General features: G+C 64.9%; 20 protein-coding genes and 1 pseudogene. 11 read left to right on the forward strand and 10 right to left on the reverse strand.

Translation table 11 applies throughout. The annotated features are described in order from the left end of the window. Window positions 1-3: 3 nt before the first annotated feature. A complete protein-coding gene (locus O5M90_RS00555; RefSeq protein ID WP_440401766.1) occupies window positions 4-1,107 on the reverse strand; it encodes a porin in 1,104 nt (367 codons plus the stop codon). Between the two features lie 549 nt (window positions 1,108-1,656). On the opposite strand from O5M90_RS00555, the pseudogene O5M90_RS00560 reads away from it, so the two are divergent. Further along, window positions 1,657-1,897 (forward strand): annotated as a pseudogene (locus O5M90_RS00560) (transposase); the annotation flags it as partial. A 69-nt stretch (window positions 1,898-1,966) separates the two neighbouring features. Here the strand turns inward: O5M90_RS00560 and O5M90_RS00565 are convergent. Next, the gene (locus O5M90_RS00565; RefSeq protein WP_269838384.1) at window positions 1,967-2,620 is read right to left on the reverse strand and encodes an amino acid ABC transporter permease; all 654 of its coding nucleotides are present in this window, start codon (window positions 2,618-2,620) and stop codon (window positions 1,967-1,969) included. 16 nt (window positions 2,621-2,636) lie between these two features. Beyond that, the gene (locus tag O5M90_RS00570) at window positions 2,637-3,428 is read right to left on the reverse strand and encodes a transporter substrate-binding domain-containing protein (RefSeq protein ID WP_269838485.1); all 792 of its coding nucleotides are present in this window, start codon (window positions 3,426-3,428) and stop codon (window positions 2,637-2,639) included. Between the two features lie 541 nt (window positions 3,429-3,969). Between O5M90_RS00570 and O5M90_RS00575 the strand changes: the two genes are divergently transcribed. Together O5M90_RS00575 and O5M90_RS00580 are read left to right on the forward strand one after the other, a co-directional pair. Then, window positions 3,970-4,509 carry a hypothetical protein gene (locus O5M90_RS00575; protein WP_269838490.1) on the forward strand — a complete coding sequence of 180 codons (540 nt, stop codon included), beginning with the start codon at window positions 3,970-3,972 and terminating at the stop codon, window positions 4,507-4,509. Next, the gene (locus O5M90_RS00580) at window positions 4,509-4,619 is read left to right on the forward strand and encodes a hypothetical protein (RefSeq protein ID WP_440401767.1); all 111 of its coding nucleotides are present in this window, start codon (window positions 4,509-4,511) and stop codon (window positions 4,617-4,619) included. Before O5M90_RS00575 ends, O5M90_RS00580 begins: the two co-directional genes overlap by 1 nt. A 69-nt stretch (window positions 4,620-4,688) precedes the next feature. Here the strand turns inward: O5M90_RS00580 and O5M90_RS00585 are convergent, their stop codons facing one another. Further along, window positions 4,689-5,474, reverse strand: a complete 786-nt coding sequence (locus O5M90_RS00585; RefSeq protein WP_269838491.1) for a helix-turn-helix transcriptional regulator — start codon at window positions 5,472-5,474, stop codon at window positions 4,689-4,691. Here O5M90_RS00585 and O5M90_RS00590 point away from each other — a divergent pair. The 5 genes from O5M90_RS00590 to O5M90_RS00610 all read left to right on the forward strand — a co-directional run bounded on the left by O5M90_RS00590 (window position 5,473) and on the right by O5M90_RS00610 (window position 13,677). Beyond that, window positions 5,473-5,796, forward strand: coding sequence for a hypothetical protein (locus O5M90_RS00590; RefSeq protein ID WP_269838492.1), 324 nt, complete (start codon window positions 5,473-5,475; stop codon window positions 5,794-5,796). The genes O5M90_RS00585 and O5M90_RS00590 overlap by 2 nt on opposite strands. Window positions 5,797-6,159: 363 nt before the next feature. Next, a complete protein-coding gene (locus O5M90_RS00595) occupies window positions 6,160-6,660 on the forward strand; it encodes an RNA polymerase sigma factor (RefSeq protein WP_262973531.1) in 501 nt (166 codons plus the stop codon). A 2-nt stretch (window positions 6,661-6,662) separates the two neighbouring features. After that, on the forward strand, window positions 6,663-7,763 hold the full coding sequence (locus O5M90_RS00600) for a FecR family protein (RefSeq protein ID WP_269838493.1): 1,101 nt from the start codon (window positions 6,663-6,665) through the stop codon (window positions 7,761-7,763). Between the two features lie 73 nt (window positions 7,764-7,836). Next, window positions 7,837-10,911: a TonB-dependent receptor gene (locus tag O5M90_RS00605; protein ID WP_269838494.1), complete on the forward strand. Its 3,075-nt coding sequence runs from the start codon at window positions 7,837-7,839 to the stop codon at window positions 10,909-10,911. Between the two features lie 150 nt (window positions 10,912-11,061). After that, window positions 11,062-13,677 carry a hypothetical protein gene (locus tag O5M90_RS00610; protein ID WP_440401768.1) on the forward strand — a complete coding sequence of 872 codons (2,616 nt, stop codon included), beginning with the start codon at window positions 11,062-11,064 and terminating at the stop codon, window positions 13,675-13,677. Window positions 13,678-13,942: 265 nt separating this feature from the next. Here the strand turns inward: O5M90_RS00610 and O5M90_RS00615 are convergent, their stop codons facing one another. From O5M90_RS00615 to O5M90_RS00635, 5 genes are all read right to left on the reverse strand, one after another. Continuing rightward, window positions 13,943-15,097 carry a Fic family protein gene (locus tag O5M90_RS00615; RefSeq protein WP_440401769.1) on the reverse strand — a complete coding sequence of 385 codons (1,155 nt, stop codon included), beginning with the start codon at window positions 15,095-15,097 and terminating at the stop codon, window positions 13,943-13,945. 133 nt (window positions 15,098-15,230) lie between these two features. Further along, complete coding sequence (locus O5M90_RS00620) at window positions 15,231-17,099, reverse strand: ABC transporter ATP-binding protein (protein WP_440401770.1); 1,869 nt, start codon at window positions 17,097-17,099, stop codon at window positions 15,231-15,233. 31 nt (window positions 17,100-17,130) lie between these two features. Next, the gene (locus O5M90_RS00625) at window positions 17,131-18,846 is read right to left on the reverse strand and encodes an asparagine synthase-related protein (RefSeq protein WP_269838499.1); all 1,716 of its coding nucleotides are present in this window, start codon (window positions 18,844-18,846) and stop codon (window positions 17,131-17,133) included. A 122-nt stretch (window positions 18,847-18,968) separates the two neighbouring features. Then, window positions 18,969-19,916 carry a lasso peptide biosynthesis B2 protein gene (locus O5M90_RS00630; RefSeq protein WP_269838500.1) on the reverse strand — a complete coding sequence of 316 codons (948 nt, stop codon included), beginning with the start codon at window positions 19,914-19,916 and terminating at the stop codon, window positions 18,969-18,971. A gap of 22 nt (window positions 19,917-19,938) precedes the next feature. Beyond that, entirely contained in the window at window positions 19,939-20,073 is a 135-nt protein-coding gene (locus O5M90_RS00635; protein WP_269838501.1) for a hypothetical protein, read from the reverse strand. Window positions 20,074-20,381: 308 nt separating this feature from the next. Between O5M90_RS00635 and O5M90_RS00640 the strand changes: the two genes are divergently transcribed. Beyond that, the gene (locus O5M90_RS00640; RefSeq protein ID WP_269838502.1) at window positions 20,382-21,416 is read left to right on the forward strand and encodes a hypothetical protein; all 1,035 of its coding nucleotides are present in this window, start codon (window positions 20,382-20,384) and stop codon (window positions 21,414-21,416) included. Between the two features lie 92 nt (window positions 21,417-21,508). Further along, complete coding sequence (locus O5M90_RS00645; protein WP_269838503.1) at window positions 21,509-21,919, forward strand: hypothetical protein; 411 nt, start codon at window positions 21,509-21,511, stop codon at window positions 21,917-21,919. Here O5M90_RS00645 and O5M90_RS00650 read toward each other — a convergent pair whose 3' ends face one another. Further along, window positions 21,920-22,138, reverse strand: a complete 219-nt coding sequence (locus O5M90_RS00650; protein WP_269838504.1) for a helix-turn-helix transcriptional regulator — start codon at window positions 22,136-22,138, stop codon at window positions 21,920-21,922. Window positions 22,139-22,439: 301 nt separating this feature from the next. Between O5M90_RS00650 and O5M90_RS00655 the strand changes: the two genes are divergently transcribed. Further along, a complete protein-coding gene (locus O5M90_RS00655) occupies window positions 22,440-23,381 on the forward strand; it encodes a nucleotidyl transferase AbiEii/AbiGii toxin family protein (RefSeq protein ID WP_269838505.1) in 942 nt (313 codons plus the stop codon). The last annotated feature ends 7 nt before the right edge of the window (window positions 23,382-23,388 follow it).

Raw genomic sequence — 23,388 nt, forward strand, 5'->3', positions numbered from 1 at the left:
TTCTCAGAAGCTGTGTCGTACGCCGACTCCAAAGTTTGTCGCGCTCGCATCCAACGAGCGGCCTGGGCCAGGAAGGGTGTAGGTTGTGGTGTTGTCGCGCATGACAACCGCGTAGAGGTCGGTGCGCTTAGAGATGAAGTAGTCGTAGCCCACCGAGTAGACCTCGCGCTTCTTGTTCCCGCCGAAAGCCGTAGCCGCTACCGGGGCCACAGCATCGTCGGTCTTTCGGTTGGCGTAGGCGACGAGGAAGGAGCCCCTGCCCATTGGTACGGATGCGCTCAGGTCCCATATGTTGTACCTGACGTCTACGGGCGCCGTCTCCGTCCCATCGTTCTGAATCGCGCCTGCGTGCGCATAGACCTTCAAGACCTTGAAGTCATAGGAGCCTGCGAGCTGCCAGGACTTGGTGTTGTTGGGTGACGTGCCGTCCGCGAACGTCACAGGGTTGCGCTTCACCGATTGCCAGGCCAACGACACCTTCCATGCGTCATGCTCGAAGGACGTGTAAGCCGCAGAGTTGCGGCCACTCTGTCCCTCGGAGGCTGACACGCTGGCTCCAATTGAAAATCCCCCCCAGTTCGGGCTGTCGTAGGCAACCTGATTGGTCCAGCCAGTCCCTCCCGTCAGCGGGCTTCCGATGAACGTGACCACGTTAATGGGGGAAAAGGCGGTTGATGACAGAAAGGCGTTTGTAGCCAGTGACTGGGTAAACATGGGCGTCGAGAAGTTGCCCAGGCGGACTCGACCGTACTGCTTGTGAGAGATGTTGACCGAGGCTTCGCGCGACCAAAAGGGGTCCGCCGTCACGGTTCCCACCGCGTCGCTGCGTCCTGTCTGGCCGGTGTCGACTCTAAGGAAGCTGGACAACTCGAAGCCTGCTGACAGGCCGTCGCCGAGGTCTTCCGTGCCACGCACCCCCCAGCGGGTTGTCGTCATGCCGCCACTTTCCAGTCGCTTGACTGCTGCGTTGCTTGCGTTGACGCCGCCGGGAGAGCCCGTCATGCGGGCAATGTAGAGGTCAACAAGCCCGTAGAGCGTGACGCCGGACTGCGCGGACGCTGTTGAGGCCAAGGCGGCAAGGAGGATTGGGCTGAGGGCTTTTTTCATAGATTCGTTTGAAGTTCTTAAGGTGAGCTTGTCCAGAGCGCACTGGCGCTCGTCCCTCAAAGGGCAGGAGAGGGCGTCAGGGCGCCGCGCTGCGCGGCGTCGGGCGCGTAAAGTCGCAGTCGTTGGCCTGCGCCGCCTCGTTCTCGTATGCGGCCCCTAAATTGCTTCGTAGTGTTGTTGGCTAGCGTAGTTGGGCAGGTTTCACGAGCACGCCTTGGAAGTGAACTCTGCATGCCTCGCTCGTGAACGTTCGCAGAGTCATGCGTGTTCCGCTGGACCCGCCTAGGCTAAGCGCCTTTTCTTGGAAGTCCCGCCTTTGACCACTTCGTCCATGCCCCCAGACATTACTGTCTTCATAGATGAAATTGGAATCAGCAAAGCCGGGGCGGGACGACGACAAACCTGCTGAAACTCTGAGAAGCCAGGCGCTGGGGGGGCGGTGAGCTCATCAACATCCCGGGAGAACTGCGAGGCGAGCAACTGACCTGCCCCCTCCCAGCCGTACCAGCGTAAAGGTAGCGAAGTCCATCAACCAGGAGAATGATGGACATGAAGAAGAGCAGATGCACCGAGGAACAGATCGTTGGTTTCCTCAAGCAGGCTGAGGCCGGCATGCCGATCAAGGAACTGTGCCGGCAAGGCGGCTTCAGCGACGCTACGTTCTACAAGTGGCGGGCCAAGTACGGCGGCATGCAGGCTACAGATGCAAAGAGGCTGCGTGAACTCGAGTCCGAGAACGCCAAGCTCAAGCGCCTGCTGGCCGAGGCGCACCTCGACATCCACGCGCTCGAGGATGTCTTCGGCGTAAAGCCCCACCCAAAGCATTCACCCGCAGCTCAGGTTCGCCGGACAGGCGTACTCAGTGAGGGTAGGCCAGTCGCTTCTCCATCCAGCGCTGGATTTGCTCAAAACTCAAACTGAGGATCCAGTAAATTCCAGCTGCAGCCATGTACAGCGGAAATGGCTGGAAGGTGGTGGAGATCAGTTCCTTGGTTGCCAGCATCAGCTCCGTCACCGCGATCACCGACACCAGCGAGGTGTCCTTGATGAGGCTGATCAGGCTGTTAGAGAGGCTCGGCACCGCTGCCCGCAGCGCCTGTGGCCCCACCACATAACGCAATGTCTGATCGCGCGTCAGACCAAGGCTAGTTCCCGCCAGCCATTGGCCCTGCGTCACGGCGTTGATCGACCCGCGCAGCGTCTCGCTCATATAGGCCGCCACATTAAGGGTCAAGGTCAATATGCCTGCGGTTATCGGTGAAAGCTCGATGCCGACGCTGGGCAGGCCGTAGTAGACAATGAAAACCTGCACCAACAGTGGTGTGCCGCGAATGACGCTCACGTACACCGCCGCCAGGCTGCTCAGGCCCCACACACGCAACACGCGGATCAGCGTGACGAGGCCCGCCAGGGGCAGGCCGAAAACCATCGCAGCGACCGCGAACAGCAGCGTATAGCCGGTCCCCTTGAGCATCACAGGCCAGGCCAGCGCGAACAGTGATGGAAAATCCATCGCAGTCCCGCGCCGGTTAGCGAGCAGCCAGTGGCTTGCTCACATCACGCTCGAACCATCGGGTCGAGATCTTCCCGTAGCTGCCGTCGGCCTTCATTTCCTCCAGCGCCTTGTCGATCGCTTGCTTGAACTTTGGATTGCCCTTGCGAAAAGGAATTGCGTTGCTGTCGGGCTTGCCGATCGGCGCGCCAGCCTTAACCGCCAACTTGGTCTTCTCGCGAAGGTAGGGGATCAGCAGGCTGTCGTTGATCGCCACGTCGATGCGGCCGGTGGCCAGGTCCTGCAGGTACTCCGGGGCACCGGGGTAGGTCCGCACCTCCGCGCCGTCAATGCTCTTTGCCAGCTCTGCATAGTTGCTGCCCTGGCCGACGCCGATCTTCTTGCCCTTGAGGTCCGCTTCCTGCTCAAGCTTACGCGTCTCGTTGGCACGGATGATCAGCTGCGGGTAGGAGATGACGTAGGGCCCGCTGAAGTCGAAGGTCTCGCGCCGCTTGTCGGTCGCCGCCACCTGGTTGATGATCACGTCGTACTTGCCGGCCTGCAAGCCCGCCAGGATGCCGCTCCACTCGGTGGTGCTGAACTCCGCCTTAACGCCGAGCTTGGCCGCAATGGCTCGGCCTATCTCGACGTCAAAGCCAGTAAGTTGCCCCTTCTCATCCTTGAAGTTGAAGGGCGGGTAACTGCCCTCGCAAGCAATGCGCAGCGTGCCACGCGCCTTCACTTCATCAAGCAGATCGGCCGCCTGGACGCCGGCCGCCGTTGCACCAAGCAGCACCGCGGTGAGCAAGGACGTAAACACTGTTTTCATGAAAAGTCTTCAGGGTCAAAGGGGTATGAATGGTGCCACCAGTTAGGCTTGTTGAACCAGCGGGCACCAGACACCCCCGCAGTCCAATGGACTACTGTGTCAGATGTTATGGACGGAAATCCCGCTCAAACCTCCCGAACGAAGATCTCCGAACGCCTAAGGCAGCCGATAGCAGCCCACCGGCCCATTCAAACCCAGCAAGCCTCGCCTCAACTTCCGGTAGGCTGACGGCACATGCCCACAGAAAATCTCGCCATCTTCCTGCGCCTTTAGCACGCGACAACGCTCGCGGACATTCTTCTGGAGCTTGCGAACGACCATCCGGACGTGCACAAGCGTCTTCAGTGCCTGCAACTCTCCGACAGCCCCAGCAAGCTCGCGGCCGTGTTCAAGCAGACGCTTGCCGGCTGGCGCCGTTCGAGCCAACTGCCCTACGAAGTTATCAACGTGTCGGCTGCCCTGTCTCTGATCGGGGATGCGCTCAAGGATCCGGACGTCAAGTTCCGCGCTCATCCTGAGCTATCGGCCTTACCCGAACCCGATGCAGACGGAGGCGATCGTCCGGGCCTACCTGGAGGTCGACCGTCCAGAAAACACAATGAAGTGGCTGGAAGGCAGTTGGGGCCATTTGGACGACCGCCGGCAGCGCCTCCTGGCGCAAGCCCACGGCCAACTCGGCAACGCAGAACTCAGCCATCCTCTGTGGCAAGCGCCCTTCGAGAAGTCACCGTCGATCGAAGCCGTGCACCTGTGGCTCGACCAGTTGCCGCCTCAGCAACGGGTCGCGGCGATGGAGCGCGCGGGGCATGTCGCCTTAGCCTTGCCGAATCCAGGCCTGGCTGCACAGATCCTTGTCGAGCTTCATCGCGAGGCTGACGCCGAGGCCGTGCTGGTCGGCATGGCAGCGGCCATCGACGCGGCAGACTATTTCATGCTGCCGACGCTGCCGAAGACGCTGGCCGAGGGCGGACGACTCAAGGCTGCGACGGCCATCTACCGGGCCTTGCTGCTCAACATCCTGCAACGCGCTAATGCACGGCCTATGACCATGCTGCTCGGTACCTGGAGCGCCTGCAACTAATGTCCCCGACGGATCTCGCGCCATTGCCGCCGCATGAAGACTTCCTGGCTCAGCTCCGGAGCAAGCATGGGCGCAAGACTGCGTTCTGGTCCCTGGTCGCAGGCGCTTGAATACCCCACTTTGTCGCTGGTGGTGGTCGTTGCGCCAGCCTTGTTTCGCCATCTGACTGGCGTGCATGCTCACCGTGGCTCCAGAAGGCCGTAGGCCACCGCTCGCAGTGCCGACGCCCTGCGGCTTGAGCAGTGCAGCCGCATGTTGATGCGTTGGAATCGCGAGTCGACGGATGCCCGGCTTAGTCCGGTGAGTGTCGCGATTTCCTTGCTTTGCAAGCCTCTTTGTTCCAGGGCGAGCAACTGCATATCTGTCTCCTCCAGCTTTGCGGTTTTGACCAGGCGCTCATGGAGGTAGTGCATAAGCCAGTCATGCAGCTCTGCTGCAAGCGCTCTGGCAAGGGTTCGTACGACCCCGGCCTCGGGGCCTTCGAAGTCGTCGGGGTGTTCGCTGCCTACGCACAGCATGCCAAGTCGGTCAAGGTCTTGGCCCGAGGCGGTGGGGACGACGAAGTACGCCCGAAATCCATAATCACGGGCGAGCTGCAGGGCGGCTGCGTCGGTCGCTTCCTCGATGCCAACCTGGCGGTCGCTGCCCGATGTCAGATGAGTTCGCGCGAATCTGAACCAGGGGTGCGCGGTGAGGGGTCCGATCTCGTTCTGGGCATGCGCGTAGGCCGGATGGCCGGCGAGCAGGCTGAAGCAGGAGAGATCACGATCGCCTTCGAGGACCGCCGCGGTGTAAAGGCTCGCGCTGGCGCCCAGCGCCGCCGTGGCATCGGCCAGTCGTCCGATCAGCGTCTGCGGGTCGGTCGCTCCAGCGATCTGAACAATCGCTGCCAGCGCTCGTGCGCTGTAGTCCGATGCCTGTGCTTGTTCCCGGATCGATGCGTGTGCTGGCAGGGTCGAAGACATGATCGAAGTCCCTTCGGAGTTGCTCGAACAGGGGCGGATCCTCGAAGCGAAGGGGATCTGCGGTCAGGGAGGCATCGACCTGTTCGCGCGTGATGAACAAGGTCCACCACTCGGCGAGGACGTTGCCTTGCACGCGACTGGCTGTGCGGGCGGCTATGCCGGCGGGCACGGGGTACAGGCGGTAGCATGGGCGGCGCTCGCGGCGTTTACCGGCTCCGTGGTCGGCGTCAGGCTGGCGGTAGTCGTCGCGGGTCCGATGCATGACCATCTCCTCCCTGGAGGCGCTGTTCGCGCGATGCCGGGTCTGCGCCTTGAATGCTGATGATCTCGGCCTGCGGGATCAAGTGCGGGAGTGCGAAGACTTTTTGGCGTTTGATTGTTGATGGCCTCCTGCAAGGGGCGCGGAGCAGGTTCGTCGATCTGTTGCACGCTCAGACCATCTGGCGGCATTCCATAGGGGAAACTCGCGTGATTCGCTTGCGCGCGCGGTCATGGGTTGACGCTCTCAGCGCGGTAGTCGCACTGTTCTCTTGGCGTGGTGCTGCGCTGGGAACATGCATGTTTTCGTTTGAATTTCGGGATCGCAGGCGGTTCGGTGCAGATGTAAGCGGCGCTTTCCCGTCGTGATTTACGCGCCTAAGATCGATGTCGCAACACCGAAAACACTCGGGTTGAAGGGGATGGCATGGCTGCACTCATCGACTGGGGACGCGTCTTGTCGCATGTCAGGGCGGTGCTGCGGCGCCGTGGGTGCAGCGGCCAGGATGCGGATGATCTGATCCAGGATGCGTACCTGAGGCTGGACGGCTACCAGCGGACCCATGAGGTGTCGCACCCCGATGCCTTCCTGATTCGCGCGGCATGGAACCTCGCCATCGATGCGCACCGTGCGCAGCGCAGCCATGGCGAGACCCTCCTGCTTGACGAGGAACTGGCCCAGGGCTCGTGCGGCGAGCAGAGTGCTTCATCCACCGAGGATGCCGTGCTGAGCGCAGAGCGGCTGACCCGTCTGAGCTTGACGGTCCCTGCGCTTGACATGCGCACTCGCGCGATCTTCATCGCGCATGTGTTCTATGGCATGAGCTACCCGGAGATTGCGGCGGTGCTCGGCCTCAGTGTGCGGGTGGTCGGCAAGCACGTCGGCAAAGCCACGGCGGCGCTGATGCGCCGGATGGAAGGATGGTGAGCATGGTGCCCAATGACAGGCAGGGCAGACAGGGCAGGGCGCAGAACCCGCTGGACGGTGGGCGCGAGCCGCCCGTCGTGACACGCAGGGTTGCCGAAGAGGCTGCGGCCTGGATTGCCCGCCTGCATGGGCCGGACCGCTCGGCCGAGATGGATCGCAAGTTTCGTGAGTGGGTCTCACGTTCGCCGGCACACGGGTATGCGTTCGAGCGCTGCACCGACATCTGGACGGATGTGGCGTCCATGAAACCTGAGCAGATCGTCGCCGGCATGGCAGGCGCCAAAGCGAGGGACACCCTCGCGCGCGAGCGCCGCTGGCAACGGATGCGGTGGCCCCTGGGGGCATTGCTGGCCGTGTCTGTCGTGGTGGCAGCCTATGCCTTGCATCGATGGCTGGCCGTGGCCGTGTACGCCACCGAGGTCGGCGGCCAGCAACAGGTCCTGCTGGCAGATGGCACCCGTATCTCTCTGAACACCGACACGAGGGTGCGCGTGGAGCTTGACAGCGCCCGGCGGACTGTGAGCCTTGATGCCGGAGAGGTGATGTTCGAGGTCGCCAAGGATCCGCTTCGACCCTTTGTCGTGCGCGCTGGGGGCAGCGAGGTCATTGCGGTGGGCACGGTCTTCTCGGTGCGTGTGCCCGGCAGGAGCAGCGAGGGCCGCGAGGGCCGTGAGGCCGCCCTGGCCGTGGCTCTGATCGAAGGAGCGGTCACCGTGCAGCCCGTCTCGGCCGGGCAGGAGGCGGGTATGGCGCCGCAGCAGCGGATCACACTGCAGCCGGGTGAGCGCATGCGGCTGGCCAAACCGCAGACCGTGTCGACCGCCCCTGCGTTGGTCCAGATTGATCGGCCGCCGCTGGAGCCGCTCTTTGCCTGGAAACACGGCAAGGCGATTTTCGAGAATGTTTCGCTGGGCGAGGCAGTAGCAGAGATGAACCGCTACTCCCCCATCTCCGTCGTGCTCTTTGGCAATGTGGCCAGCCTCCGGGTCGGCGGTGCATACGACATCGGCGATGCCCGGGGCTTTGTCCGGGCCGTTGCGGAGCTTCACGGGCTTCAGGTCCGGGAGCAGGCGGGCCGGCTGGAACTCGCGGCACCTCAGTAGGGCAAGCCCTCAGGGGGTCACCGGCGCAAGCCGCGTCATCTTGTTCACCCCCACAACAAGATGAGAGGCAAGCATGATCGGCAAATTCCTTCCACGAGCCAGCACGTACCACAGCGTTCTGCGTGATGGCGCGTTCGTGGCCTTGATGCTCGGCTGCAACCTGGCTTGCGCTGCCGACGAGCCAGCCGGTGCGCGGTATCGCATCGAGCAGCCTTCGCAACCACTGGCTGATTCCCTGCGTGCCATTGGACGGCAGACCGGTGTGTCCGTTCTTTTCGATCCGGTCAAGCTCGGAGATCGCACCTCGCGTGCTGTGTCAGGGCAGTTGACTGCGGTGGAGGCGATTGCCCAGGCCCTCGAAGGCTCGGGCTTCGAGCTCACGCAGATGCCTGGTGGGGCGGTCGTGGTCAAGGCGCGTCTATCCCCAGGCCCGGCACCGGCTGCGCTGCCTGGCCAGTTCCCCGCCGGCCAGGCAGGCTCGGTGGGTGCCGAAAAACCAGGCCGGATGGAAGAGGCCGGTGGGTCGGCCGGACCGGTCGTGCAGGCGTCTCCGGTGACCCCCGCCGACAAGGGCGGCGCCAGCTTGGTGGAGGCGCCGGTTTCGCTGACCCGCGTCGAGGTGACCGGCACGCGGCTCAAGCTAATCGATTCCTATGGTCCAACGCCTGTGAATGTCTATTCGCGGGCGGACATCGAGCGCAGCGGGCAGCCGTCGCTGGAGCGATTCCTGAGCAGCCTGAACGAGGCGGCGATGTCCCCCGGCGAAGGTACCTTGGGCGTGACGAACGGGCAGGGCGCCGTGCAGCTGCGCGGCTTGCCGCTGGGCTCCACCCTGGTCCTGATCAACGGCCGGCGCGTGCAGGTTTCTGGTGCCTCCGGCTCGCGCTTCTTCAACCTCAACCTCATCCCGATGGCGGCGGTCGAGCGGGTCGAGATCGTGCCAGTGGGCTCGTCCGCCGTCTATGGCGGCGATGCGCTGGCCGGTGTCGTCAACATCATCCTGAAGAAGCAGATCGACGGCATCGCACTCGACGCACGGGTGGGCTCCGCCAAGGGCGCAGGCGACGGCAGTATTTCGCTGGCCACAGGGGGCGGGGACGCGTCCAGCTCGTACCTGGTGCTGGGCTCGTACCGCAAGACCACGCCGCTGACGATGGCCGAGCGGGACTTCTTCCTGGACGCGGACTATCGCCGCATGGGCGGCGTCGACAGCCGTGCCCGCTATTGCACCCCGGGTACGGTGAGCAGCAACTCATCGGCGAACTTGCCAGGGTTGAACTCCAGCTTTGCAGCCATTCCTCCACGCGGTACCGGCCAGGGCCTCTCCATCGCGGACTTCGCCGCCACGGCAGGCCAGGCCAATCTGTGCAGCTCCTATGCCACCGGCAAGGGCTATGTGTTGGCCCACGGCACCGAGACCCTGGGGCTGCATGCGGCTGGCGATTTCCAGTTTCGCGGGGGCTGGTCGGCGTTCGGCGAACTGACGCTGTCCAAGGACCGCCTGCGGGCCGAGGAGACGGGAATCCTGATGGCCAATGTGCTGGTGCCTGCCTCCAACGCCTTCAACCCCTTCGGCGTGGCGGTGCGCGTCAGTTCCCGACTGGGCGCGGAGAACGGTGTGGAGACCTTGCAGCGCGACACGAAATTTGCCCGCGCGCTGCTGGGCGTGCGTGGCGAGATGCTGCCGGGCTGGGAGCTGGAGGCGACCGCCTCGTCCACGCTGGATGACGGCCAGCACCGGACGTGGAACGTTACCGCCAACGCAGCCGCACGCACGGCCGCCCTGGCGTCCTCGGATCCGGCGCAGGCACTCAACCTGTTCACGGCGGGACGCGCCGCCAGCGACGAGGTGCTGACCGCAATCTTTCCGGGTGTGGTGCGCAATGACGAGGGCCGCAAGGACCAGGTCGGTGCTTTCTTGCGAGGCTCGCCGCTGAACCTGCCGGCCGGCCCGGTCGACGTCATCATCGGTGGCGAGGCGGCGCGTGATCGCTACCTGAGCCAGATCGTCGGTGGGACTCGCTCTGGCGGGAATCGCTCCAGCAGCGCGGTCTATGGCGAGGCCCGCGTTCCCCTGTGGCGCGAGGGGGCCGGCGCCAGCGGTGCGGGGAGCAAGGCCTGGGATCTGGCCACGCTCACGCTGGCGGCGCGACGAGATGTCTACAGCGACTTCGGCGGCGCCAACACCTACCAGGCAGGCCTTGAGATTCGGCCGGTGCGATCGATGCTGCTGCGCGGCTCCGCCGCGAGCTCGTTCAAGCCACCGACCCTGGTGCAGATGAACATCAACAATGTGTCGCTCACCACCGACGCCTATGGCATCCGGGATCCGCAGCGCGGCAACGCCCTGGTCACCGGCGGCGAGGTGCTGCGGACCGCGAATCGGGACCTGGGTCCGGAGAAGGGCAATGCCTATTCGCTGGGGGCGGTGTGGGAGCCCGCGTCGCTGTCCGGTACGCGCTTCGGCGTGACCGCCTGGCAGGTGAAGATCGATGGACTCATTGGCCTGCTATGGCCGCAGACCGCAGTCGACAACGAGGCGCAGTTCCCCGGCTTCGTCACCCGGGCGCCGGCAAGCGGCGGCGTGCCGGGCCAGATCACCCGGGTGCTGTACTCGGAGGTGAACTACGGGCGGCTCGAAACCTCGGGCGCCGACATGGAGATCGCGCACGCCTGGAAGAGCGGCGCGACGAAGTGGTCCGCGTCCGCCAGCGCGACCCGGACGCGCCAGTACGACGTCGCGCTGACCCCAGGTGCGGCGGCTTCGTCACGCTTGGGCGTGCGGGCCGTCGACTACTGGGCTCCCAAGTGGAAAGGCCGGCTCCAACTGGCTGTCGAGCAGGGCCCCTGGGGCGTAGGCCTCACGAATCGCTACCTGGGGGCCTACCGGGATTCAGGGGCTGAGGGACGCAGGCTCGGCGGCTACTGGCTTCATGACGTCGCGGCCTCGGTCAACCTGAAGCGTCTCGGACTCGGCTCCGGGCTCAGCGCTGGACTGAGCGGTGTCAAGGATGCGCGCCTGTCGCTGGCCATTGCCAACCTGGCGGACCGCCTCCCGGAGTACGTCGGCAGCTCGCCGTACTACGACGTCACCCAGGCCGACTGGCGCGGCCGCTACGCGAGCCTGCAGCTGTCCGTGAGCTGGTAGCGCGGCTCCCGCTCGACGACGCGGCGCCTTTGCGTCGGCGTGCGCCGGTGCCGGCCTCGCTCTCTGCAGGGCTCCCGACAACGCCCCCTTCAGCGCGCCCAACAACGCCCCCTACAACTTCTACGCCCGGCCGAGCGCCGGCATCGCCCCATGCTGTGCAGACCCTTCTTCAAGTCATTGCCTTTGACCCAGTCGATCCGGCTCGTGCCCCGATTGCTCCTGGCTGCCCGACGGCAGCTATCCATGGGGTCTCTGGCCTCACTGGCGCCCCTGGCACTGGTTGCCGGGCTGCCCCTGGCCTTGCCTGCCGCGCCGGCGACGGCCGCCGTGGGCCCGACCGTCCAGGAGGTGGTCGAGTTCACCCGGATCATCCAGCCTGTCCTCTACGACGACGAGACGCTGCAAACCCAGGTCTCGCCGGATGGTGGGCAGCTGTTCATCGTCACGCGCAAGGCCAATGTGGCGACGGACCGCAACCGCTTTGAGATCCTCTTGATGGACGTGAGTCCTGCTCGCCTGGCTGCGCTGGCCCGAGAGGGCTCGAGGTCGCAAGCCGGTACGCCGACTTCCTCCGCGCCCCCTCCTGCACCGCCATCGCTCTTGCTGGCGGTGGAGTCATCGAGGGACCGTGCCGACTCGGACCCCTCCCTGAGGGAAGCACGTTGGGTCGGGAGCCGGACCATCGTGTTCCGCGCGCGGATGAACGATGAGGCGCACCAAGTCTATAAGGTGGATGTGATCACCCGCGAGGTCAAGCAACTGACCTATGCGCCCCACAGTGTTCTCGGTTTCGAGGTGCCTGACGATCTGCGTCGGGTGGTCTATGTCTCCCAGGTGCCCAACCCCGCGCGGGAGGCTGGCGCGCGCGCGATCATCGTGGGGACCAAGTCGTTCTGGAGCGTCCATGGGCAGCAGGACGATCTCTATCCGCAGGACCGGCTGCACCAGTTCTTCGTCGCGGAGGCCGGGGTGCGGATGCCTGCTCGACCGCTCGGCGAGGCTTTCCCGAGGGCTGGCTATCCGCCGCTGGCCAGCATCTCGCCAGACGGTCGCTGGGTGCTGTTGCCGACGGACCAGCCCGCGCGCCAAATGGCCTGGTCCAAGGTCTATCCCCAGGTGGCCGAGCTCAGCAAGCAGTACGGTGCTTCGGCGGCGGTGGACCCCCTCGGCTATTTCTCCCGCCCGACGAACTACGCCCCGCGGCAGATGATGGCGTACCGGGCGAGCGACGGCCAGGCGCGTGTCGTGCTTGACGCGCCGGACGACTCTGCGCCGGGAGGCCGGCAGCGCGTTGATCGACTGTGGCAGAACGGTGGCACCTCCGTCGTGATCGCCGGCACCTACTTGCCCGTGGGTGCCGCAGGCGGCGCAAAGGCGGCCGACAAGGCGGCCGGCAAGGCTTCACCTGAGGCGTCCCACATCATCGAATACTGGCCCGCCTCCGGCGAGTGGAAGCACATCGCCGCGCTCAAGGCGCGTCTGCAGAAGGTGGAGGCTGCAGCCGGCGAGGAGGGCCGGTTCACGGCCATCGATGGCGAGCAGCGTCGCATCTTCAAGCGCCTGCCGGATGGCCGCTGGCATGAAGCGGTGGGAGATGCGGTGGCAGATGCGGTGGACGTTTCTGCAACCCGGCGTGCAGATGATGGTAAGCGTGCCGGGGACGGTGGCGCAAAGCGCCAGGGGATGCCCGGTGGCAAGGGCGAGGGCAAGGCTGCCCGGCAGACTTGGCGCCTGCAGGTACGTCAGGCGCTGAACCAGCCGGCGGACATCGTGGCGGTAGGGCCGTCCGGGGGCGAGATTCGCCTGACGCAGCTCAATCCACAATTCGTGGCCGAGCAGTGGGGCACGATGAAGGAGTACAGCTGGACGGATGGTCAGGGGCGGCGCTGGGATGGCGGCCTGATGGTGCCCGCTGACTTCAAGCCCGGTGTGCGGTACCCGCTGGTGATCCAGTCCTATGGCTTCGATCCGAAACGCTTTTATCGGGATGGGACGAACGACTACGACGGTGCGACAAGCGGTTTCGCGGGCCGTGCCTTCCTGCGCGAGGGCATCCTGGTGCTCGCGCTGCCGTGGCGAGCGGCGACCGGGGCACCTCGGGACGAGCATGGCTCGATCGTTGCGTTCGCCGATGGTGTGAGCGGCGCCATCGATGCGCTGGTGGCGCAGGGCCTTGTGGACCGGGATCGGATCGGCATCCTGGGTTGGAGCGCGACTGGCGTGCGGGTGCAGAACCTGATCACCTTCACGGACGCGCCGATCCGTGCCGCCACGATCCTGGACGGCGACGTCAACACGCTGTACTCGCTGACGATCACCTATGCCTTCGCCGACAGCACGCTGAAGTCGAAGGAGGAGGGCAACCAGGGACCGCCCTTCGGCAAGACGCGGGAACGCTGGATCCGCAACGATCCCTCGCTGCACACGGACTGCATCCGGGCCGCCTTGCGCATCGAGTCGTACGGCGCCGAGGCGAAGAACAACTCCGACATTTACGCGCTGCTGCGACGGCAGTACCGGCCTGTCGAGATGCTCAAGTTCCCGGACGGCGGCCACGCGCTGTCACGACCCAGCGAGCGCATGATCTCGCTGCAAGGCAATGTGGACTGGTACCGTTTCTGGCTGAAGGGCGAGAAGCGGTTGGCGCCGGTGATCCCTGGCGAGACGATGCAAGGCCTGCAGGCGCAGTACGCGCGCTGGGACCAGATGGCATTGATGAAGGTTGAGGCCGATGCCAAGCCGCGGTGCATCCGCAAGGCCCTTTGACTCCCGGCGCGGTCAAGCTTGAGTTGACATTCAATCGGGCTGGGTGCCCCCTCAGTGGCGGTTTGGTGCTCGGCCCTGCCTTCGAGCGAACTGGTCGCTCATCGTGCATACCGGCGATGAGCGGTCCATTCGGCCTGGGTGGCGGGCCCCCTCGGACTGCCGCCGGCCGCACCACTTGGAGAATTGGCGGGTCGGGCTAAAAAAGGGACGCCTAAGGCAGCCGAGTTGGGCTGGGCGCCCTTGATGCAGCCACTGGCGCTTCCACTCAAGACCCTGCGCCGGGGGTGAGGAAGTCGCGCAGCAGGTCGCCATGGCTGCGCTTGCCGGAGTTGACGTAGTCGACCAACTGCTCGACCAACTGCTTGTCGTCATTCTGAATTCGCAGTGCGGCCGGCAGGTTGCTGCTACGCACGATCGATCGCGCGTAGCCTTCAATGAAAGCCTGCTCGATGACATGCAAGGAGCCGAGTTCGTAGAAGGCCGCCATGCCTCGGATGTAGCTGGCCTTGTTGATGTCGACGAAGGAGAAGGGCGCCAAACCCGCCGCGAGCAGTGGCGCATTGGCCGCGATGCGCGAGGTGCGCTTGTTGCCGTTCGCGAACGACTGCACGTAGGCGATCCGCGTCAGCAGGTACACCGCAGCCTCCAACGGCGGGAGCCCCTTGGAGGTGTCGATGATCTGCTGGAGCACTGCCTGGGCGTGACCTGTGCCAGGACGGAAGGGCGGAATGTAGGCGGAGTTCGCCAGGTTCACGTCTTCGAACTCTCGAGGCCGCCCACGTTGCGCCTTAGGCAGGAAGTGGTCCGACTCACCCTCCGCCATGATCCCGTGGTCGTCTGTCAGGAGGTCGTGCATCGCGCACACCGTCTCCATCGACAACTCACGGTGATCCCACAGGTACTGGCCTGCCAGCTTGTGATTCAGGGCGAGGAGCGCATCCTCCATCGGCTTGTCAGGATTCCTCTCCCCATACTTGATCAGCGCCTCCGTATCCAACTCCGAGTACGTGCTTCCTTCAAGCAAGGACGAGGACCATGCGAACAGGACGAGGAACTGAGCGAGGTACTTTCGGTCCGGCTTGTGGGCCAGGCCCTGGATTTGCGTACATCGCAATGCTCGTTCCGGGTCGATGTTGGGAGTCGGATCAAGCAACTCCTCCCGGAACGGAGCCAGTGGACGTTCGGCCGCCGGCCGGGCAAAGTAGGCGTCGACCTCTGCGCGCGAGAAGGGCGTGGTGCTCACGTAGCGCGTCGACCGACCTTTCCCGAGCGGCTTGATGCTTCCTTCGGCAACGAGCGCCGAAAGCTGGCGATTGAGCGTGGAACGGCTCAGCCGCTCCTCAAGGGACGTCATCAGCATGTCCGGGGCCATTCCGGAGGCTCCGGATGCACGAATGAGACTCAGAATCTCTTTGCCCATGACAAGATTGTAGAGAGCTATCTAATTGATTTGCAAAGAGTTTATGTTTTTTTGTCAAACTTTTCTGAAAGTCTCCGAATCTCCTCAGGCTGCCGTGGTGGCGGCGACTCCTGAAATCGAAGCACGGTTTATCTCAGCACCTGCGTTCCGCGGCCGTTTGGTGCTGCCACATCGCCGCGTAGGTGCCGCCTAGCGCCATCAGCGTGGCGTGGGCGCCTCTTTCTACGACGGCGCCGCCCGCCAGCACGGCGATGTCGTCGGCATGCCGGATGGTGGCGAGTCGGTGAGCGATCAGGATCAGGGTGCGCCCTTGCGAGAGCGCCAGCAGGTTCTGCATGATCTCTTGCTCGGTGTGGGCATCGAGCATCGAGGTCGCCTCGTCGAGGATGAAGAGGCGGGGGCGCCGAAGGATCGCTCGGGCGATCGCAATGCGCTGACGCTCGCCACCTGACAGCTTGAGCCCGCGCTCGCCGATCACGGTCTCGTAGCCGCAGGGGAGGGCGGCGACGAAGTCATGCAGCTTGGCGAGGCGCGCGGCATTCGCAATGCTGGCGCGTGTCGCGCTGCCCATGCCGAGTGCGATGTTCGCCGCGACCGTGCCGTTGAGCAGGGCCAGGTCTTGCGGCACCACGGCGATCATCGAGCGCAGTTCGTCGACGGGTATCGCATCGATCCGGGTTCCCGCCAGGGTGATGGCCCCTGCATCGGGCTCCTGGAGCCGCAGCAGCAGGCGAACGAGCGACGATTTGCCGCAGCCGCTCGCGCCGACGATGGCCAGGGACTTCCCTGGCGAGACGTCAAGGCTGAAGTCCCGGAGCACGGGTGGGCCTCTGTCATAGGCCAGGCACACCCCCCGAAAACTCACGGCGACACCGGCCTGGACCGGCGAGGCCATGGCCATGCCTTTCGCGCTCATCGTGTGCATAGCGCTGGCCGGCTCGCCTCCCGAGTTCCCCTGTTGGACCCTGGGTGGCTGCGGGGGTGTGCCCGGGGAGATGCCTAGGTCCTCCAGCAGGGGGCGGAGGAAGGCCAGGCCCTGCGAGGCATCGCGCGCGGCGCTGCTCAGCAGTTCGAGCGGTCGAATGATCTGCACCATGTACAGCGTGGCGAGCACGAAGCCGCCCAAGCTCAATCGGCCCTGCGACACGGCGAGGAGCGCGATCGCCAGGGAGCTCGCGACGCTGAGGGTGAAGACCATCGTGACCGAGGCTCCGATGGCGAGGCGCCGGTGCAGCAGGTCCCGCCAGTGGGTTTCGAGGGCGAGGCATTGCTCACCAAAGCGGTTCAGGGTCTCTCTCTCGGCACCGAAGCACTTGATGGGCTCGTAATTGATCAGGCTGTCCGCCATCAAGCCCTGCAGATCGACCATGCTGCCCGTGACCGCGCGTGCGCTGATGCGCAGCTGCGGCATGTGCCTGCCGACCGCCAGGGCGAGTGCGATGCCGGTGAGCACGAAGGTGGCGGCCAGGGCGGGCTGGCCCAGGGTGAGCAGCACGATGGCCACGGTCACCCCCTCCACCAGGACGGGAATGAAGCCGTGGACGAGGCTGGCCAGGATGAGCTGGTATCCGGAGACCGCCTGCTGAAGACGCTGACCCATGGCGCCGCTCTGGCGAGCCAGGTGGAAGGAGAGCGGCAGGTCCAGCAGGTGCGTGAAGTAGCGGACCCGCAAGCCCGTGTAGAGCCGCTGCTCGACGCCCCCGACGAGGAAGGGGCGGATCTCGGACGCGAGCCTCGCGGCGCTCAGGCAGAGCAGATAGACGATGCCCAGCGCCGAGATCCATGCCCACGGCTCGGTGGCACGGTTGTTGGTGTCGCTGGGCTGGCGGCTCACGACATCGATCAGCTCTTTCAGGGCCAGAGGCGCCAATCCGGCCAGTACGCCACCGAGCAGCGCCAGTGCATTCGCACCCGCGAGGCGCCAAGCCATGGATCGGTCCAGGCCTTCGCACAGGACCATCAGCGCTGAGCGGAGTTCCCGGAGTTCCTTCAGCGATGGCATGCCGCGTTCCCCAGTTCGCGAGAGGCTGCTGCTAGCCGAGCCAGCGTGTGAGCCAGGCTTCGACGGCGACCAGCTCATGGATCAGACCGGGCGACCAGTCCAGCGTCGTGGGATCCCCGCGCAGGGCTGCCTCCAGACGGGGCCGATCAATGAACCCGCGGCGGACGAGGTGGCCTTCGAGCAGCAGTCCGCGCACGAAATCGAGGTTGTTCTGCAGCACTGCCTTGATGTGGTCGTCGGTGCCGCCCTTGGACCTGCGGGCAGCGATCTGCTTTGGCAGCTCGGCGGCGAAGGCGCGCCGGGCCAGTGCCCGGCCACGCCCACCTCGAATCAGCAGGTAGGTGGGCAACCGAAGGCAGAGCTCCACCAGGGGCTGGGAGAACAGCGGGTGGACGGCCTCGGGCGCAGCCGCCTGCTCGAACGGGTCGTAGTAGCCGATCGGGTGCATCAGTGCGGCGGTCTGCATGTACTTGCCGATCGGGAGATCGGTCGCTGCGCGAAGTTCCGGGTGTGCGAAGCGAAGCCCATCCACCCGGTCATGAGCGAAATCGCCGGGCAGCCAATCGGCTCGAGTCGTTGCTGTCCTCGCGGCCAGATCGGGCTTGACATGCTCCCGGGTGGCGAGTTTGAGGCAGCGCCAGAGCGAGACCCGGCCGACGCGGGCCGCGTCCAGGGCCGCAGGCAGGAAGCCTGTGTCCCAGCCGCGGTCGCGCAGATAGTCGGCCGCCGGCCACCAGCTGGCCATCTCATAGAAGAGCGGATCACCCCCGGCGCCGGTGAACATCGCGCTGGCCCGGTAGGCCGCTGCCAGCTTGGCGTCGGTGGCTGCGTTCATCGCGCCGACATAGGTGACAGGGTTGGGCATGCGGGCCGACTCCAGCACGCGCTGGATGCGGAAGGCAGGATCACGCTCGCGGGTGAGCAGATCGCGTCCGGCTTGGCCGGCCGCGAGCATCGCGTAGCGCCGCTCGTCCGTGTCCGAGCCGGGCGAGTAGTAGTTGATGCAGACCACGTCGGCCGGTGTGTGGCCGGCCGCGAGGCAGTTGACGAGGATCGAGGAGTCCACGCCACCGGACAGCCGCAGCAGCAGGGTGTCGTAGCAGCTGGCCCACGAGCGTGTGCACGAGCGCACGGCGTGGCCCAGCAGGGTCGCCGCTTCGATGCCATCCCGGTCTGCGGCCGCCCGTGCGTGACTCACGGCGCTCCACAGCAGCGTGGACGTTCCGGCCTGCGAGTCCAGCAGTTCGCCGGGCAAGACCTGGGTGATCTCGGTGAGGGCGGTTTCGCGACCATTCTGAGCGCCGTACAGGAAGCGGTGAGCCAGGACGTCCCAGTTCACCGTCCAAGCCGCAGGGCTTGCGGTTTCTCCTTCTCCACCGGTCGCGGCGGTGATTTGCAGTGCGTCCTCAAGCCACGAGAAGTAGATCCAGACGTCGCCATGCCGAAGCTTGAAGCAGGGAAGGGAGCCGCTCGGATCGCGAAGGATCAGGGTGGCGTCCGTAGGGGCTGGCAGGAAGGCCACGTAGCGACCCCAGAATTGCTCTACCAGCGCGCGGCCGCCGGTGTCCAGGATGCTTTCGGTATCCGCTTCGCTGAGGGTGGCGCCGGGCGCTGGCGTGGCATCGAATTCGACGCGGCGGAACAGCTTGCCGAGCACGAGGCCGAGACCGCCATGGAGAACCTGGGCTTCGTTGATGCCAGGCCGTTCACCCGTGGTGAACACCTGCAGGCCCGGTCGGCGCAGCACGGAGCGCCAGTCCGTCTGCCGCTGCCAGATGCTTCCGAGCCGTTGTGCGGAGGCGGACGGTCTTGGCTGGGACGCGTTCCACACCAGGGCGAGGTACCGGAACATAGTGGCGCTGCCCGGTGCTACACGACCAGGATGGGTCGGAACTGCCGGACATACTCGTGCTGGTCGTTCAGCACGGTCGAACCTTCCTGCAACCAGGCATGGGCAGCAAACGGTCCCGTTCTGACGCCGAGAACCCAGCGTGGGGCCAGGCCCTCATGCGACAGGAAGTGGAGCAGGGCCAGGGAATCCAGCAGGCATTCGTCGCGAGCGGTGAACACGAAAGGCCGCAGGGCATCGTAGGCCGCCAGGGCTGGCTTCATCGCCTCGATGGCTTCGTCGGCTTCGGGAGCCTCCTTGCGTTCTGCACGCGACCCCTGGAGTTGGGTCCGCCGTCGTGCAATATCGCGTGTGATGGCCTGCAAGGTGCGGCAACGGATCCAGCAGGCGGCGGTGGCCACGCTGCGCACGAAGCGCAGCGAGCGCCGGATGTGCACGGTCGTCCGATGTGGCTTGCCTGGGGCCGAGGTCAGGCCATGACCCAGGTCCTGATCCAGCTCGATGGTCGACGTCGCTTCTTCGATGCTGTCGACCGGGCGCGTGTGGAACGCACTGCTGATATCGGTGTTTCTTATGCCGGTGTTTCTTGTCCAGGTGGTCGTGGCGTCCACTACCAGACCCTGCGAGACGAGCTGGTGCAGCAGGGCGGCCGTGGCCGAGGAGCTGAGGGAGGTGCCGCTGTGCTGCGCCGTGATCGGCCAGTCCTGGAGCCTTTGGGCCAGCATTTGCGAGGCGGGGCCACCGATGCCGAGGTAGCGGCTGCGACGCAGGTCGAGGAGGATGACCTGACCATCGCATGCGCACGCACGGACATGGCTCGCCAAGGTCAGCTCGTGGGGAGCACCGACGTGGATCATCTGGGCCTCCCGCTGGTGGATCAATCTGATCGGCCGCCGCGGCCGCGTCGCGAGGGAGATCGCGATGGTGGACCGCAGCGGCACTTGTGGCCTCAGGCGTGCGTCGGACATTGATGACGCACGCCGTGGCCGTTCAGGGGACCTTCTTCCCCTCGATCTCGACGCTGTCCTCGTACGAGTTGGGTTGCGGGAGGCCCTGCGTCAGTGCCTTCGCGTCGCCCAGGTCGATGAGTTGCGGCTCCGGTGCCGCTTGCGCTTGCTTGTCCATGATGAACTCCTTCAGGTTGAGACTCGAACTGCCCTCGGCGTTTCAGGCGTCGGGCGAAATGAAGGTAATGCCGGCTGGCGGGGCCGTCGAGAGTTCATGGCGGGCGATCTTGGGCGTTTGATTTGGTCCTGGGCGATCCACCGCTGGAGAAGAGCTTCAATTCGAGGGGAGCCCCTAACTTCGCAACGACGGTGTTTCGGTTCGATTTCGGTGGCTCGGCATGGGCACCGAGTGGATCGCCGCAGCGGGTGTTTCAATCGCTTACAAGAAAGTGGGGTGCAGCAGGCCTGCGATTTCGTCTTACCGCCATGGGAGCAGAAAAGCCAAAGGGCGAGGCGAGTGCCCTCGAGAAAACCTGGAGCTTGAGCTGGCAGGCGGCTCCAGGCCGCGACTTCCTCGCCCACGAGCGCACGTCCGAGAGGATCCGGGAGCGACTGATTGCTGCGCACCGTCAGTCGGGGCGGCAGCTGCTGTACTACGTGCTGATGCCGACCGAGATCCACATCGTCGCGCGCATCGACGACGGGGACGGCATCGTGGGCGTCATGCGTTCTTGCAGCCACATCCTGTCGCGGTGGGTCCGCGCGGCCCATGTACGACGCGGGCCGGCCTTCGCTGCGAAGTGCCGTGCCGAACCCCTCGAGTCCAGACAGGCCTTGCGGCGCGAGATCCTCATGCTGGCATGGCGCCCGGTCAAGCTGGGCCTGTGCAAACGGCCGAAGCGTTACCCGAACGCGGCACTGAGCGTCGTCACGGGTTTGAAGTCCGGTGAGGGCTTCGATGCGAAGCCGCTGCTGTCGCTCTATGGAGAGCTCATCACCGTGGCGCGCGCGGCGCTCGATGCCACGCTGCGTGCGCGACCCTCTGACGAAGCGTGGCGCGTGTGGGAGCTCACACGGGGCCTTGAGGAGCCGGCGACGCAGCAGAGCCTTGCCTCTGCCGCAGCCACTCGCCGAGCTGTTGATCCCATGGCGGCCTCACTGATCGCCGCAGGCGGCGGCTATGGCGTCGAAGGCGCGCTGTCGCTGCTGGAGGCCTGGGTGTGTGCCAAGATCGATGCATCCGGCAGGCTCGATACGCCGACATGTCCCCGCGGGCTGAAGGTCAGGGCTCGCGCCCTGGTCGCCTGCATGGCGGCCGATTGCCGGCTGTGTTCCTCCGCATTTGTCGCACGACATTACGGCTGCAGCAAAGGCACGCTGAGCGTGCAGATGGCCCGCCGCCGGTCTCATGTCTCGGATAGGAAGCTGCTTGCGATGCCACTCCAGCGGGTTCTTCAGGACGTGGCGGAATTGCGCAGGGCAGGTTTGATGCGAAGCATCCCCGGAAAAGATCATGCGTAGGCATCTGCTGCGTCGCCCTTGCCTTCGGCTGAAGACTGACGCCGAGTCGCGCTGCTGGCGATACTGCGCCGCGCAATGGCTACACTTCCCACATGGGTGCAGTACCAGATGCCAGTGTATTGGCGGTGTCGAGTGAAGCGTTGAAGTCACGGGTTGCCAAGCTGGTCTCAGACGTGGACGCGCTGGCCGTGGTGCTTCCCAAGGCGTTCGCGAAATCCCGCCTGGAGACGGTGCGGATCATAGCCAGGGATGTGGCCGAACGGTCGCAGGCCGTCGTGCTCTCGATGAGCTTGAGTCGGCCACCAGCGGAGGTTCTTGAGACGGTCGAAGCGCTGCGGGCCTTGCTTGCTCGTCTGCGCTTGCTGAGCTCCCGAACTCGCATCGAACAGGGCACGCTGCTGTCCATCGTGCTGATGGAGACGCTCACCGCAAGCTTGTGCGTGGACTTGGATGCATGGCAGGCGAGTCGGGATGCAGGTCTTTCGGTTGCTGACGCCGGTTGATCAGGCAGTTGGCGTGCGCGCTTCGATCCAATCGGCAATGTCTGTCTGGCGCCATGCGACGGCCCTGACGCTGATTTTGATCGGTCTGGGAAACTGCTTCTTGGCGACCATGCGATAGATCGTGGATCGACCCAGCCCGGTGGTGTTCATGACCTTAGGTAGGCGCAGCAAAGCCTGGGGCGTCAGACTCGACGACACGCTGTGTGGATGTGCTTGCATGTTGTGCTCCCGTGTCCTGTTCCATTCAGTTTAGGCACGGACAGCTCGGTTCTAGCTGCTGAAATTCAGCAAAATTCAGCGCCCTCGTCCCTGCCGCGATCGCCGGGATTCGTGGCCTTGCACTGCGCCTGGCTGCATTGCTGTGGACGCTGGCGTGTTCTGAGCCCCATGCCTGCAGTGGCTGCGACCCCTGGCATGCGCTGCTGCGCGGTATGCACCTCCTTGGGGGCGCGTGCTGCGCTGGCCGCCAAAGCTCCGAGAATGGAGCCGGACATCGACGACCGCTGAAGGCGAGGCGTGCATGGCAAAAGGTGAGGCCAGGGCGAAGGGCAAGGCTATGGGCAAGACAATGGCCAAGGTCAAGGACGCCGAGCTGGAGACGCTCGCGAAGATCAAGCGGCTCGCCGTCGCCGCCATGTTCTCTGACGACGATCTCATGGACGAACTGGTGCTCAAGGGCGGGAACGCCATGGCCCTCATCCACAAGCTGACGTCCCGCCAGTCCATCGACCTGGACTTCTCCATGGCCAGGGACTTCGAAGGCGGGGTCGATGGCGTCCAGGCCAAGATCGTGCGTGCGCTGCAGCAGACCTTTCGGGTCGCGGGGTACGAGCCATTCGACTTCAAGATGTCGGAGAAGCCCGCGCAGGTCTCGCCCGAGTTGGCCGGCTTCTGGGGCGGTTACGACATCGAGTTCAAGCTCGCCCCGACCGAACAGTACGAGGCCCTGAAGCAGGACATGGACAAGCTGCGGAAATCGGCGCTGAACATCGGGCAGGGGACGAAGTTCAGTATCGACATCAGCCGCTTCGAGTACGTCGAGGACAAGGAGCCCGCCGAGGTCGATGGCTACCGCATCTTTGTCTACTCGCCAACGATGATCGCCTGCGAGAAGCTGCGGGCCATCTGTCAGCAGATGGAGGTCTACGGTCCGGTGGTGAAGCGCTCACGGCCGGGCGCGCCGCGCGCTCGCGATTTCATCGACATCTACGTGCTGGTCGAGGAGCTGGGCCTGACCTTGATGCAGGCGAGGGCGCTCCAGATCACGCGGGAGATGTTCAAGGTGAAGCATGTCGAGCTGGCCTGGCTGGCCGACATCGACAAGGAGCGCGAGTTCCATCGCCAGAACTTCGAGGCCGTCAGACAGACGATGGCCACTGCCTACGACCTCAAGGAATTCGACTTCTACTTCGACTATGTGGTCAAGCTGGCGAACGAGGTCCTGGCAGCGATGACGCCCTGACTTGGGA

It is taken from the genome of Paucibacter sp. M5-1 (assembly GCF_027498415.2).
GTDB lineage: Bacteria > Pseudomonadota > Gammaproteobacteria > Burkholderiales > Burkholderiaceae_C > Roseateles_E.